Here is a 13,114-nt window from a genome sequence, read left to right on the forward strand (position 1 = left end):
CTAAAAACCCTTGCTGCCTCGCACGGATCGCCCATGACCCTTTCCCATGCCACGCCGCAGGACCGCCGCCGTTTCTGGCTGCTGATGCTGATCGCCCTGGTGGTGGTCGGCGCCGGCATCGGCCTGCGCGATCCCTGGCCATCGGACGAGCCGCGCTTCACGCTGGCGGCCAAGCAGATGGTCGAGGGCGGCGACTGGCTTTTCCCCCACCGCGGCAGCGAGCTCTACGCCGACAAGCCGCCGGTGTTGATGTGGACCGAGGCGGCGAGCTTCGAGGTGGTACGCAACTGGCGCATCGCTTTCCTGCTGCCCTCGCTGCTGGCGGCCCTGGGCACGCTGGCGCTGGTCTACGACCTCGGCCGGCGGCTGTGGAGCCGCCAGGCGGGCCTGTACGCGGCGGCCGGGCTGCTGCTGGCGTTCCAGTTCGTCTACCAGACCAAGCGCGCGCAGATCGATCCACTGGTGATGTTCCTGATCACCGCGGGCAACTGGGGCTTGCTCAGGCACCTGCTGCTGGGGCCGAACTGGCGCGCGTACTGGCTGGGCTGCTTCTGCGCCGGCCTGGGGGTGATCACCAAGGGCGTGGGTTTCCTGCCGCTGCTGCTCTTGCTGCCTTACGCCTTCGCGTTGCGGCGCGGCTGGGACGGCGTGGTGCGGATGGGGCCCGGCCAGGCGATGCGCTGGTGGCTGGGCCTGCTCGCCGTGCTTGCGGCGATCGCGCTGTGGCTGGTGCCGATGTTGCTGGCGGCCCGTGCGCATGCCGGGAATCCGGCCTACGCCGCCTACGTGCGCGACATCCTGTTCCACCAGACCGCCGACCGTTACGCCAAGTCGTGGGGGCACATCCACTCGCCGCTCTACTACGTGCCGATCGTGCTGTTCAGCTGGCTGCCGCTGTCGCTGACCTATCCCGGCACGCTGCCGCGCTGGTGGCGCGCGCTGAAGGCCAGGGATGCGCGCATGCTGCTGCCGCTGGCCTGGGTCGCGCTGGTGCTGGTGTTCTTCTCGATTCCGGCCGGCAAGCGCGACGTCTACATCCTGCCCGCGCTGCCGATGGTCGCGCTGGCCAGTGCGCCGTTCCTCGATGAACTGATGCGCATGCGCTGGCTGCGCACGGCGGGGCTGGTGTTCGTGGGCCTGTTCGGCACGCTGCTGCTGGTGGTGGGCGCCTATGCGCTCCTGGCCACGCCCGAAGCCGCCACGCAATGGGCGCTCGATCGAGGCTTCGCCGGTGTGCGCGCGCTGTGGTGGTGGCTTGCCGCCATCGGCGCGACGCAGTTGCTGCTGGTGGCCGCGCTGCGGCTGCGCCGCGCGGCGTGGGCGGTCGGCGGCGGCATGGTCGCGCTGTGGCTGGGCTGGAGCTTCGGCATCGCGCCGCTGCTCAACCAGTCCAGCTCCGCCGCCGGGCTGATGGCCAGGGTGGCGGCGCGCATGCAGCCCGGCGACGCGGTCGGCCTGGTCGCCTGGAAGGAGCAGAACCTGCTGATGCTCGACCGGCCCGAGGTCGATTTCGGTTTCACCCGTCCCTGGCCGCAGCAGTACGCCGCGGCGGTCGCCTGGCAGGCGGCTGATCCGGCGCACCGCTGGCTGTTCGTGCAGGAACCGGCGATGGGCCATTGCGTGCGCCGCGACCGCGCGATCGACGTGGGTCCGGCCAACCGCCGCGAGTGGTGGATGTTCAAGGCCGACGCCGTGATCGCCGGCTGCCTGCCCGATCCGTCCGCCGAATCGGCCGATGCGAGTGTGCCCGAATGAACGCGCGCGGCCAGGACCTGACGGCGCCGCAATGCGAGTCCGGTCCTCCGGCTTCGCCTGCGTGGCTGACCTGGGCGCTGTCGGCGCTGGTCGCCGTGATGCCGCTGTCGTTCTCGATCGAGCCGGGGATCAAGGCGCTGCCGGCGGCGCTCCTGTTCATCAGCGGCGTGGCCTCGCTGTGGCGCGCGCCGGTTCGCCGCAGCTACCGGGCGGCGGTGCCGGTGGTCGCCGGCGCCCTGGTGCTGGCCGCGCTCGGTGTCGGCAACGTGCTGTGGCACCGGCTGGGCGCGCGTCCGCTGGACCACTCAGCGCACGTGCTGCTGTACGTGGTGGTGGCGGCGGTGTTCGCCCGGCCGCTGAGGATGGCGCTGGTGTGGGCGGGCTTCAGCTTCACCGCGATCGGCCTGGGGTCGGTCTGCCTGGTGCAGCACTATGGCCTGGGCATCGCGCGCGCCTACGGTCTCAACGGCGGCGATTCCAGTGCGATCGAGTGCGCCACGGTGCTGCTCGGCCTGGCGCTGCTGGCGCTGGTGCAGGTGCTGCACGCGCGCGCCGGCAGCGCACGCTGGTGGCTGCACGTTGCGGCGATGGTGTTCGGCATGTACGGCGCGTTGCTCACGCAGAGCCGCGGGCCGCTGCTGGCGTTCGTGCCGGCGTTCCTGCTGGTATTGCTGGTGCACGCTCGGCGCAGCGGCCGCTGGAGGGGAGCCCTGGCGGTGAGCGCCGCGGTCTGCGTGGGCGGCGCGCTGGCCACCGTGACGCTGCATGGCGCCATGCTCGGGCGGTTCGACAACATCCACCAGGAGGTCGCCGACTTCGACCGCGGCGACCCGGACGGCTCGGTCGGCCAGCGGCTGGAGATGTGGCGCACGGCGTTGCGTGCGTTTGCCGAGCATCCGCTGGCCGGGATCGGCATCGATCAGTTCGACAAGTACGTGCAGGTAGAGATCGCGGCCGGGCGCACCGATCCTTCCATCGCCCGCTACAACCAGCCGCACAACGAGTATCTGCGTGCGCTGGCGACCGGCGGCGTGCCCCAGCTGCTCGCATTGCTGGCCGTGTTCGGGCTGCCGCTGGCCTGGTTCGGCAGGCGCCTGCGCGATCCGGACGCGACGGTGGCGGCCACTGCCAGCGCGGGGCTGGCGATCGTGGTGCTGTACCTGCTGTGCGCCCTCGGCGAGAGCGTGTTCTACCGCGTGATGTCGCAGTCGTTCTTCTTCTTTCTGGTGCTCGGCCTGGCCGTGCGCGTCGGCCAGCGCACGAGCTGTCCACTGCGCGACACGCAGCCGGCACCCTAGAATGCCCGCATGGCCACCTTGCCCCTGACCCTCGTCGTCATTACCCACAACGAGGCCGAAAACATCGCGCGCTGCCTGGACAGCGTGCCCTTCGCGGCGGAAAAGCTCGTCGTCGATTCGGGCAGCGATGACGATACGGTGACCATCGCGCAGGCGCATGGCGCGCGGGTGGTCCACCAGGACTGGCTCGGCTTCGGCCCACAACGCAACTTCGCCACCACCCAATGCGCGCACGACTGGATCCTGGCGCTGGACGCGGACGAATTCCTCTCGCCCGAGCTGGCCGCGGAGATGGAACGCCGCCTGCCTGCGCTGATGGCGGGCGGCGCGCCGGCCGCCTGGCTGCGCCGGCGCACCGTCTACATGGGCCGGCCGATGCGCTGGTACCGCCCGGCGGTGGGCGAGAGGATGGCGCGCCTGTACCACCGCGCCCGCGCGCACTGGACCGATGCGCGCGTACACGAATCGCTGCGCTTCGAGGGCAGCGCGCCCACCTTCGACGCGCCCTTCGACCACGTCAACAATCCCACCCTGGTGCACAAGCAGCTCAAGGTGCTGCGCTATGCCGAGCTCAAGTGCAGGGACTGGCTCGACAAGGGCAAGCCGGCGCGCATGTGGCAGGCGCCGTTCGTGTACGTGCTCGCCTTCGCCAAGGATTACCTGTTCCGGCTCGCCTTCCTGGACGGCTGGCGCGGCTTCATGATCGCGCAGACGGCGGCCAGCTATGCGCTGTACAAGCGCATGCGCTACTACGAGATGGTGCACAACCGCGCTTCGGTCGAGCGCGCCGGCGCGGCGCTCGCGCGGCACGGGCTGGACCGCTGACCGCGCCGCAAGGCCCTCACCCGAGACTGCGATACCTCCATGCAAACGCCCTCCAAGCGGCACTACCTGCTCTACGGTTCCGAACGCTACGCGCTGGCCATCCTGCGTCCGCTGCAGGCGGCGATCCGCGCGCGCGGCGACGAGGCGGCGTGGTTCTTCGACGGGCCGGGCGCGGAGGACCTGGCCGCCGATGAGCGCCTGCTGAGCGTGCAGGAGGTGCGCCGCTGGAAGCCGGTGGCGGTGCTCACGCCCGGCAACCACCTGCCACACTTCTTCCCCGGCGTGAAGGTGGAGGTCTTCCACGGCTTCGACGCGGGCAAGCCGCGGCACATCTACATCCGCGGCTTCTTCGACCTGTATTGCACCACCGGTCCGCGCGACACCGCGCAGTTCCAGGCGCTGGCCGACCGGCTGGGCCACTTCAGCGTGGCCGAGACCGGCTGGCCCAAGCTCGATCCGTTCCTCAAGCAGATCGCAGGTGCCGTGCCGCCGGTGCGCACGCCGCCGGTGATCCTCTACCACTCCACCTTCTCGCCTTCCTGGAGCGCGGCGGAGACCTTGTACGAGGAGGTCAAGCGGCTTTCGCGCGACGGACGCTGGCGCTGGATCGTCACCTTCCACCCGAAGATGAACCCCGAGACCGTGGCCAAGTACAAGGCGCTCGAGAACGAGTACCTGAGCTACGCGGAGAACGACAACATCCTCGAGCTGTTCCCGCAGGTGGACATGATGTGCTCGGACACCTCCTCGGCGCTCAACGAATTCCTGCTCACCGGCAAGCCGGTGGTCACCTTCAGGAATCGCCGCCCGGGGCCGCAACTGATCGATATCGACGACCCGACGCAGTTCGAACCGGCGATCGAGCGCGCGCTGGCGCGGCCGCCGCAGCTGATGGCCGCGATCCGCGACTATGCCGACGCGATCCACCCTTATCGCGACGGCCATGCCAGCGAGCGCGTGCTCGCCGCCATCGACGCCTTCGTCGCCGCGGGCGGGCGCAACCGCCGCGCCAAGCCGCTCAACCTCTGGCGCAAGCTCAAGCTGCGTCGGCGCATCGGCTACTGGGGCCCGGCGCGGCTGCCGCGCTAGCGCCGGCTCCGGCGCACCGCTCGGGCTAGAATCGGGATCTTCCCAGCCACGAGCCTCTCCGTGCAGCCCAACGCCTACCGCCGTTCCGAACACTTGCGCGCCCTGTGGCCGTGGCTGCCGCTGTGGGCGGCGGCGGCGTTGCTGGCGATCTTCTCGCACGGCCCGATGCCGCTGTATTCGACCCGCACGCTGGCGGTGGCCTGGGAGATGTGGACGCACGGCCACTGGCTGGTGCCCTACAACAACGGCGTGCCGTACAGCGAAAAGGCGCCACTGTTGTTCTGGATGATCCAGGCCGGCTGGTTCGCCTTCGGCGTGAACGACGTCTGGCCGCGCGTGCTGGAGGTGATCTTCGGCGGCAGCCAGCTGGTGCTGCTGGCGGCGCTGGCACGGCGGCTGTTCCCGGACCGGCCGTGGGTGGCCAGGGCGGCGCCGTGGATGCTGCTGGCGCTGTCCTACGCCTTCCTGTTCGGCTTGCAGGTGATGTACGACGTGCTGCTGGCGGCGTGGGCGCTGGCAGCGCTCTTGTGCCTGACGCGCACGCCCTCGCGGGAGGAGCCGCGCTGGTGGCTGTTCGGCATCTGCCTGGGGCTGGGCCTGCTGACCAAGGGCCCGGTGATGGCCCTGCACGTGGTGTTCCCGTGGCTGCTCGGCCCCTTGTGGAACGATTGGGCGAACCGGAACCGCGCGCGCTGGTACGGCCGCGGCCTGCTCGCCTTCCTGCTCGGCTTCGCGATGCTGCTGGCCTGGGCGCTGCCGGCCGGCTTCAGCGGTGGCGAGGCCTATCGCCAGCGGCTGTTCTTCACCCAGACCGCCGGCCGCGTGGTGAACGCCTTCGACCATGCCCGCCCGGTGTGGTGGTACCTGGTGTCGCTGCCGCTGCTGCTGTTCCCCTTCAGCGGCTGGCCGCGCGCCTGGGTGGCGCTGGCGTTGCTGCGGCGGCCGCTGGATGCGGGCGTGCGCTTCGCGCTGTGCTGGGTGGTGCCGGTGTTCCTCACCTTCTCGCTGATCAGCGGCAAGCAGTTGTACTACCCGCTGCCGGAGTTCGCCGGCGCGGTGCTGCTGGTGGCCGGCGCGGTCGCATTGCTGCGCGAGCGACGCCCGCCGCTGGCCTACAACGGCTGGCTGGGCACCTGGCCGCTGGCGCTGGGCGGCATCGCCTTCGCGGTGTTCCTGTTCGTGCTGCCCTGGCTGGTGCGCGCCGGACGCCTGCACGGCGACTGGTTCGAGACCACCGCTCCCTACAGCCGCTTCTTCAGCGTGGTGTTCCTGCTGCTGGGCGGCTTGCTGCTGCTGCGCGGCCGCGGCGAGATGCGCCGGCTGGCGTTCGCCGGACTGCTCGGCACGCTGGCGGTCAACACGCTGTTCACCCTGACGTTGTGGCCGCGCTACGACCTCACGCCGGCCACCCGCCTGCTGCACGCGGCCGACGCGCAGAACCGCGCGATCGGCTTCACCGGCGCGTACGAGGGCCAGTTCCATTTCGCCGGCCGGCTGGAGAATCCGATCGCCGAGCTGCAGGGCGACGCGGCGGTCGAGGCCTTCGCCCGTGCCCATCCGGACGGCCTGGTCGTGACGCATCCGGGCAAGCTCGATGCCGACGCGCTGCGTTATCCGCTGCTGGTGCAGCCGTTCCGTTCCTCCTGGCTGGTGGTCTGGCCGGCCGCCACGCTGGCCGATCTGCGCATGGGCCAGCGCCCGCCGGAACCGGCCCAGCCCACGCGCATCTACCCCGGCACTGCCTATCCCGGCACCGACGGCCGTTACCGGCCGCTGCCGTGAACGCCGCGCTGATCGCCGGCCTGCGCGCGCAATGCGGTGGGCCGCGCGATGGCGCGCTGCTCAGGTTCTCGCTCGGCAACGCCCTGCTGGCCGACGGCCAGCCAGCCGAGGCGGCAGCCGAACTGCGCCGCGCGCTCGACTTCGACGCCGGCTATTCGGCGGCGTGGAAGCTGCTCGGCAAGGCCTGCCTGGCGATGGACGACCACGCGGGCGCGGCCGCGGCCTGGCGCCGGGGCATCGCGGTGGCCAGCCAGCGCGGAGACAAGCAGGCGGAGAAGGAGATGTCCGTGTTCCTGCGGCGGCTGGAGCGGGAATAGGACGATTCGCCTCGACCTCTCCGTCGAATCCTTCCACCGCGAACGCGGCCGACAGGCGGATGGGGCGCTCTTGGGCGCAGGGCCTGGGCTCGAGGCGAGGTTTCCCCTCGTCCGCCCTGCGGGCATCTCTCGCGTAATAGCAACGGAGCCAGCCATCCTTTCAGCCGTAGGGATTGGGCAGGCCGTGGGCCGACCAGCGCCGGTAGTGCCACTGATACTGCGCGAACGCGACTTCGACGCAGGCCTCCACGCCACGGTTGAGTGCCGCGCAGGCCTGCCGCGGATCGGCGTCGTCCAGCCCCGCGGGCGCCGGCAGCAGATGGATGCGGAAACCCGCGCCGCGCGGCAACCGCTCGGCGAATGCGAACAGCACGGCCGCTCCCGTGCGCGACGCCAGCCTCGGCAGCAGCACCATGGTCAGCGCGTCGCGGCCGAAGAACGGCGCGAACTCGCCCTCGCCGGCGCGCGGCTTCTGGTCGGGCAGGATGCCCACCGCGCCGCCGGTGGCGAGGCGCTTGTACAGCGCGCGCACGCCGGCGCCCTCGGCGCGCACCTGCTCCGGCGCCAGCGCGCCGCGCACCTTGCGCAGCAGCTGCTCCACCGCCGGGAAGCGCGGCGGGCGGTAGAGGATCGCCAGCGGCGTGCGGCTGCACAGCCAGTAGTTGAGCAGCTCCCAGCAGCCCAGGTGCGGCGCGGCGATGATCACGCCGCGGCCCTCGGCCAGCGCCGCGTCCAGCAGGTCGGCGCCGCGCACCTCGCGCACCAGGCCCAACGCCCGTTCGGCGCCGGCGCCCCAGACCTTGACGATCTCCGCGCCCGACTTGCCGCCCTCGGCCATCACCTCGCGCAGCAGCGCCGCCCGGGCCTCCGGCGCCAGCTGTGGCCGCGCGATCGACAGGTTGACCGCGGTGACGTGCGCCGTGCGGCCCCGCCGCCAGCGCAACAGGCGGCCAAAAAGGGCACCCGCGCCCTGCAGCCACCGCAACGGCAGCAGGCCCAGCAGGCGTAGTGCGAGGTAAAGCAAGTAGACGTCGGGGCGCATCGTGGGGGTGAGGTCCGGGCCGCTCTCTGCGGCGATCAAGGGAACGGCGGGCCTGCCGCTAAGGACGGACCATCCCGTATTCTTGCAGGGACGCCCTGCGGACGTTACCCCCGGCATGATCAGCCTCATCCAGCGCGTGCAGTCCGCCAGCGTGGTGGTCGACGACCAGTGCGTGGGCGCGATCGGCCCGGGGCTGCTGGCGCTGGTGGCGGTGCAGCCCGCCGACGGCGAGGCGCAGGCCAGGCGGATGCTGGAACGCCTGCTCGGCTACCGCGTCTTCGCCGACGAAGCCGGGCGCATGAACCGCTCGCTGGCCGACACCGGCGGCGGCCTGCTGCTGGTCAGCCAGTTCACGCTGGCGGCCGATACCCGCTCGGGCATGCGGCCGAGCTTCACCTCCGCCGCGCCGCCCGAGCACGGCAGGCGCTGGTTCGAACGCCTGGTGGAACTGGCCCGCGCCGCGCACGCCGGAGGGGTGGAAACCGGGCGCTTCGGCGCCCATATGGAAGTCCGGCTCGTCAACGACGGCCCCGTCACCTTCTGGCTCGACGTGCCATGAGCAGCACAAGCGCCCTCCACGAACAAGCTGGTCCGCCGCGCAAACGCCCATCTGGCGCGTTTTTTGCGTAGGCGGCCGATGAATTTTTTCACTCCCGAACTGGTCAAAAAAGCGCCACATCGCTATACTGATCGGTTCCTGCATCCCGGCGGTAGGTATGAACAACAAAGCTCCCGAGCAACAGTCTGAAATCAAGGCGCTCATCTCCAAGGGCCTGGAACAGGGTTACCTGACGTACGCCGAGATCAACGACCACTTGCCCGACGACATCGTCGATCCGGAGCAGATCGAAGACATCATGGCGGTGCTCAAGGGCGTCGGCATCGAGGTGCACGACGCCGCGCCGGACGCCGACCCGCTGGCCGACAACGCCCCCGGCACGGGCAACGACGACGAGGCGGCCGCCGAGGAAGCAGTCGCGCTGCTCTCGGCCGTCGACGCCGAAGTGGGCCGCACCACCGATCCGGTGCGCATGTACATGCGCGAGATGGGCACGGTGGAGCTGCTCACCCGCGAGGGCGAGATCGCCATCGCCAAGCGCATCGAGGAAGGCCTGGCGCAGGTGCAGACCGCGCTGGCCAGCTTCCCGCTGACCATCGAGCTCCTGCTGGAGGAGTACGACCAGCACCTGGACGGCAAGCGCCGCCTGTCCGAGATTCTGGCCGGCTTCGCCGACCTGGAGCAGGCCGCCGACGCCGCCCTGGCCGAAGCGGAGGAAGCGGCCGCCAATGCGGTCGAGGGCGAGGCCGACGAGGAAGAGGAAGAGGAAGTCGAGGCCGCCGAGGAAGAGGAGGCCGGCCCGACCGGTCCCGATCCGGAGGAGGTCAAGCGCCGCATGGAGCTGCTGCGCGACTACTACGGCAAGTTCCAGAAGGCCGCGCCCAAGGCCACCGGCATCACCGACAAGAAGATCGTCAAGCTGCGCGACCAGATGGCCGAGGAGTTCCTGAAGCTCAAGCTGCCGTCCGCGCTGATCGACAGCTTCGTGCGCAAGCTGCGCGAAGTGGTGGGCGACATCCGCCACCACGAGCGCGTGTTGATGGACATCTTCGTCAAGCAGGTGAAGATGCCCAAGGCCGAGTTCCTGAAGACCTTCCCGAGCAACGAAGGCAACGCCGAGTGGGCCGCCGAGCTCTCGCGCAAGCGCCAGAAATGGTCGCCCAACATCAAGACGCACCGCGAGGCGATCGACGCCGAGCAGGACAAGCTCGCCGCGATCGAGAAGAAGCTGTTCCTGCCGCTGACCGACATCAAGGAAATCAACCGCGCCATGTCGATCGGCGAGGCCAAGGCCCGCCGCGCCAAGAAGGAGATGGTCGAGGCGAACCTGCGCCTGGTGATCTCCATCGCCAAGAAGTACACCAACCGCGGCCTGCAGTTCCTGGACCTGATCCAGGAGGGCAACATCGGCCTGATGAAGGCGGTGGACAAGTTCGAATACCGCCGCGGCTACAAGTTCTCGACCTACGCCACCTGGTGGATCCGCCAGGCGATCACCCGCTCGATCGCCGACCAGGCGCGCACCATCCGCATCCCGGTGCACATGATCGAGACGATCAACAAGTTGAACCGCATCTCCCGCCAGATGCTCCAGCAGTTCGGCCGCGAGCCGACGCCGGAGGAGTTGGCCAAGGAGATGGAGATGCCCGAGGACAAGATCCGCAAGGTGCTCAAGATCGCCAAGGAACCCATCTCGATGGAGACCCCGATCGGCGACGACGAGGACTCGCACCTGGGCGACTTCATCGAGGACACCAACGCCTCCTCGCCGATCGAGTCGGCGACCGAGACCGGCCTGATGGAGACCGTGCGCGACGTGCTCGCCGGCCTCACCCCGCGGGAAGCGAAGGTGCTGCGCATGCGCTTCGGCATCGACATGAACACCGACCACACCCTCGAGGAAGTCGGCAAGCAGTTCGACGTCACCCGCGAGCGCATCCGCCAGATCGAAGCCAAGGCGCTGCGCAAGCTGCGTCACCCGAGCCGCTCGGAGCAGCTGCGCTCGTTCCTCGACCTCGAGTAAGCGCGATCCGAAGCATCCGACGACGCCCGCCTTGCGCGGGCGTCGTCGTTTCCGATCATTCGTGTGCCAGCATCGATGCAGCGTTGGCGGCCGGCCACCTGACCGCTACCATGCATCGCCTGCCTTCGTGGCACACAGCGTCGGGCCTATAGCTCAATGGTTAGAGCAGGGGACTCATAATCCCTTGGTTCCAGGTTCGAGTCCTGGTGGGCCCACCAACCTATGTGCAGACTGCACAACTTATGCGTTAAAGCATAGGGAATCGTCCCGATGGCCAGCTTTTGAGGGGGCGGAGTCAAGTTAGAAGTGCGTCATCGATCGCCTGCGCGAGGTCATGCCGCCCCAGCGCGCGCATGAACATCTGCGCGAGCGGCAGCACATTTTTTTTGATAAAACAGGCCCAGCGGATCGTTGATACGGCCGCTTAAAACCTAAGAGTCACTTTCTAGCTGCCACGATGTAGATAGTATATAAACAATGCTAATGAAGACCCGATTAAAACAACGGAAAGCACCACTCCATACCAGAACAATATCGGGTGCTCATTCCTTTTAACTTGAATGTATAGTAATCGTATATTACCGACCCTCAGGCCGTTAACCATATCGTAAACGAAGAACGCGGCTGCGAACAGAAATATGCCCGCATCTCGCAAGTCAGTGTTCACAGGCGGCCTCTTCTTCTAAAGTCGCACTTGACACTTGACCAAGAAGCGAGCTAGCAGCCGCTCTTTGAGCCATTCCCAAATCCGCAAAACCTTTACCTACGGCTCCGGCGCTGATTTTGTCTACTAGCCCCCCCATAACCAATGCTCTAAGCCCTGCCGCTCCTCCGCGAGCATATCCCTTTACCGTATCTCCGAATGTTGACAAGTTGCCACCAAACTCAATTAGTCTGGCGGCAGACGCATCAATCGGCACTTCGACCTCAAATCCTTCTGGCGCGAAAAATTCAGCTACGGCATCCACAGCGATAATTCCAACACCGATCTGCGAGGTTGTTGATCCTAGCGAGGACAGCTGTTGCCCTAGTTGTACCAATTCAGCTTTGGCGGCGGCACATTTCTGCTCGTCGCATAGGCCTAACGGATCGAAAAGCATTAGCGGATCATTTCTTACGTAAGTGTAGGTATTGATACCACCGCCTAAACCCGAGAGGTCACTTTCCAAGTACCGCCCCAGTTGTGTGTTGTAGTCTCGGAAGCCGTTATTCCACGTTGCTGTCTCTGCATCGTCTGCGATAGGTTGCCATTGGCATCGTAAGTCCGGCTATGGTTGGTCGCCCCACAGGTGGATACGGCATCGTCGCTCACCTGAGACAGCTGACCGTTATAAGCACCACCCGAACCGTCGGTGCCATCGTAAGTCAGGACCGAACGATGACCGAGCGCATTGGTGACCGTGGTCTGCACGTTGCCAGCGGCGTCCTTGCCGTAAACGACGGCAATACTTTCGGAATTATCGGCCAGGTAATTACCTGTCGCCCATCCATAATAAGGATCGGTCGACGTCGAATCGTACGAGGTGTAGTCATAGGGCGCGCCGTTGTAGTCGACCTCGGTCAAGAGGTTAGGCAACACCGATAGTGAATACTTGAAAGAAACCGTTGTGGCCGGAGTGCCCGGGTAAGTTATAGAAAGGAAATTGCCGCTTCCCGTTTCTTGTAACGTATAAGCGTTGCCCGCAGGATCGGTCACAGTAATGGGACCGGCCGTTCCGTAAAAAATGGAGTAGGACTTGCCGCTGCTGTGCGTGACCGTGTCGGTGATGCCGCTGGATGACGATGACTCGGTAATGATCCAGCTGATACCCGAAGAATTCGTGATTGACTTAAGATCGCCGTTTACGTCAAAAACCTTGGTTGTCGCGTCTTCATCGTGAAGGGTGTACGTTGACGACGCACTGTCGTACGACAATGTAGCCAATCCACCGCCGCCATTTTCTGTATAAGGCCCGCCCTGCGGGGCGCCGTTGAAGGTTATTTCTGACCCATCAGGGCGTAGATAGATCAGCGCGCTGCATATCGGCTCCCCGGTCTGCTTGCTGATAAAGCAATGAGCTGCATTGAGGGTGTATTGCAGATTGGTTGACCAGTAGGGATTCGATTGCGACTGAGGGATTTTCAGCGCCGAATTGTAGTAAAGGACGAGACTTAACCCATTTCCCCTGGCAGGGCAAAGACCGGATATGTTTCAACTTTCGTGCCGCTGTTCAGGACAATGGGCCTGGCTCCGAAATTCGAGCATCCACTTCTATCTCTGGGCTCTTTATTTGTCGGCGATTTGTTGTTGTTCTGCGTAAGCGGAGCACCACCATTGCCATCGCTAGGCCCTGTGTCCCCAGCCACCCCCGTGTCTGGAACGCCGCTGTTATCGTGGACGCCCTCAGAATTTTGCGTTGAGGTAACGCCAGTAGTGGGGGGTAG

The 13,114-nt window shown here is 67.0% G+C and carries 11 protein-coding genes and 1 tRNA gene; 9 read left to right on the forward strand and 3 right to left on the reverse strand.

What is annotated here, in order from left to right; all coding sequences use genetic code 11:
- The first annotated feature begins 33 nt into the window (after window positions 1–33).
- Genes VGU03_RS14190 through VGU03_RS14215 form a run of 6 tightly spaced genes read left to right on the forward strand, consistent with a single transcriptional unit; the run spans window position 34 to window position 7,066 of the window.
- On the forward strand, window positions 34–1,755 hold the full coding sequence (locus VGU03_RS14190; RefSeq protein WP_327481603.1) for a glycosyltransferase family 39 protein: 1,722 nt from the start codon (window positions 34–36) through the stop codon (window positions 1,753–1,755).
- Entirely contained in the window at window positions 1,752–3,053 is a 1,302-nt protein-coding gene (locus VGU03_RS14195; protein ID WP_327481605.1) for an O-antigen ligase family protein, read from the forward strand. The genes VGU03_RS14190 and VGU03_RS14195 overlap by 4 nt, the downstream gene beginning before the upstream one ends.
- A 9-nt stretch (window positions 3,054–3,062) precedes the next feature.
- On the forward strand, window positions 3,063–3,878 hold the full coding sequence (locus VGU03_RS14200) for a glycosyltransferase family 2 protein (protein ID WP_327481607.1): 816 nt from the start codon (window positions 3,063–3,065) through the stop codon (window positions 3,876–3,878).
- Between the two features lie 39 nt (window positions 3,879–3,917).
- Window positions 3,918–4,967 (forward strand): UDP-N-acetylglucosamine 2-epimerase, encoded by a 1,050-nt coding sequence (locus tag VGU03_RS14205; RefSeq protein ID WP_327481608.1) that lies wholly within the window; start codon window positions 3,918–3,920, stop codon window positions 4,965–4,967.
- A 60-nt stretch (window positions 4,968–5,027) separates the two neighbouring features.
- Window positions 5,028–6,749, forward strand: coding sequence for an ArnT family glycosyltransferase (locus VGU03_RS14210; RefSeq protein WP_327481609.1), 1,722 nt, complete (start codon window positions 5,028–5,030; stop codon window positions 6,747–6,749).
- Window positions 6,746–7,066 carry a tetratricopeptide repeat protein gene (locus tag VGU03_RS14215; protein WP_327481611.1) on the forward strand — a complete coding sequence of 107 codons (321 nt, stop codon included), beginning with the start codon at window positions 6,746–6,748 and terminating at the stop codon, window positions 7,064–7,066. The genes VGU03_RS14210 and VGU03_RS14215 overlap by 4 nt, the downstream gene beginning before the upstream one ends.
- 160 nt (window positions 7,067–7,226) lie before the next feature.
- Here VGU03_RS14215 and VGU03_RS14220 read toward each other — a convergent pair whose 3' ends face one another.
- Entirely contained in the window at window positions 7,227–8,108 is an 882-nt protein-coding gene (locus VGU03_RS14220; RefSeq protein ID WP_327482120.1) for a lipid A biosynthesis acyltransferase, read from the reverse strand.
- Window positions 8,109–8,223: 115 nt separating this feature from the next.
- Between VGU03_RS14220 and dtd the strand changes: the two genes are divergently transcribed.
- The 3 genes from dtd (at window position 8,224) to VGU03_RS14235 (ending at window position 10,908) form a co-directional block, all read left to right on the forward strand.
- A complete protein-coding gene (dtd, locus tag VGU03_RS14225) occupies window positions 8,224–8,667 on the forward strand; it encodes a D-aminoacyl-tRNA deacylase (RefSeq protein WP_327481613.1) in 444 nt (147 codons plus the stop codon).
- A 157-nt stretch (window positions 8,668–8,824) separates the two neighbouring features.
- A complete protein-coding gene (rpoD, locus tag VGU03_RS14230) occupies window positions 8,825–10,690 on the forward strand; it encodes an RNA polymerase sigma factor RpoD (RefSeq protein WP_327481615.1) in 1,866 nt (621 codons plus the stop codon).
- A 142-nt stretch (window positions 10,691–10,832) separates the two neighbouring features.
- Window positions 10,833–10,908, forward strand: a tRNA-Ile gene (locus VGU03_RS14235).
- Between the two features lie 438 nt (window positions 10,909–11,346).
- Here VGU03_RS14235 and VGU03_RS14240 read toward each other — a convergent pair.
- Both VGU03_RS14240 and VGU03_RS14245 read right to left on the reverse strand, forming a co-directional pair.
- Entirely contained in the window at window positions 11,347–11,931 is a 585-nt protein-coding gene (locus VGU03_RS14240) for an RHS repeat-associated core domain-containing protein (RefSeq protein WP_414655969.1), read from the reverse strand.
- Entirely contained in the window at window positions 11,835–12,605 is a 771-nt protein-coding gene (locus tag VGU03_RS14245; RefSeq protein WP_327481618.1) for a hypothetical protein, read from the reverse strand. Before VGU03_RS14245 ends, VGU03_RS14240 begins: the two co-directional genes overlap by 97 nt.
- Between the last annotated feature and the right edge of the window lie 509 nt (window positions 12,606–13,114).

The sequence above is a fragment of the Frateuria sp. genome, assembly GCF_035944355.1.
Classification (GTDB): Bacteria; Pseudomonadota; Gammaproteobacteria; order Xanthomonadales; family Rhodanobacteraceae; genus Frateuria_A.

Coding starts and splice junctions, on each gene's coding strand:
- VGU03_RS14220 (WP_327482120.1), bottom strand. CDS start 8,108: ATGCGCCCCGACGTCTACTTGCTTTACCTCGCACTACGCCTGCTGGGC.
- VGU03_RS14190 (WP_327481603.1), top strand. CDS start 34: ATGACCCTTTCCCATGCCACGCCGCAGGACCGCCGCCGTTTCTGGCTG.
- VGU03_RS14200 (WP_327481607.1), top strand. CDS start 3,063: ATGGCCACCTTGCCCCTGACCCTCGTCGTCATTACCCACAACGAGGCC.
- VGU03_RS14205 (WP_327481608.1), top strand. CDS start 3,918: ATGCAAACGCCCTCCAAGCGGCACTACCTGCTCTACGGTTCCGAACGC.
- dtd (WP_327481613.1), top strand. CDS start 8,224: ATGATCAGCCTCATCCAGCGCGTGCAGTCCGCCAGCGTGGTGGTCGAC.
- VGU03_RS14195 (WP_327481605.1), top strand. CDS start 1,752: ATGAACGCGCGCGGCCAGGACCTGACGGCGCCGCAATGCGAGTCCGGT.
- rpoD (WP_327481615.1), top strand. CDS start 8,825: ATGAACAACAAAGCTCCCGAGCAACAGTCTGAAATCAAGGCGCTCATC.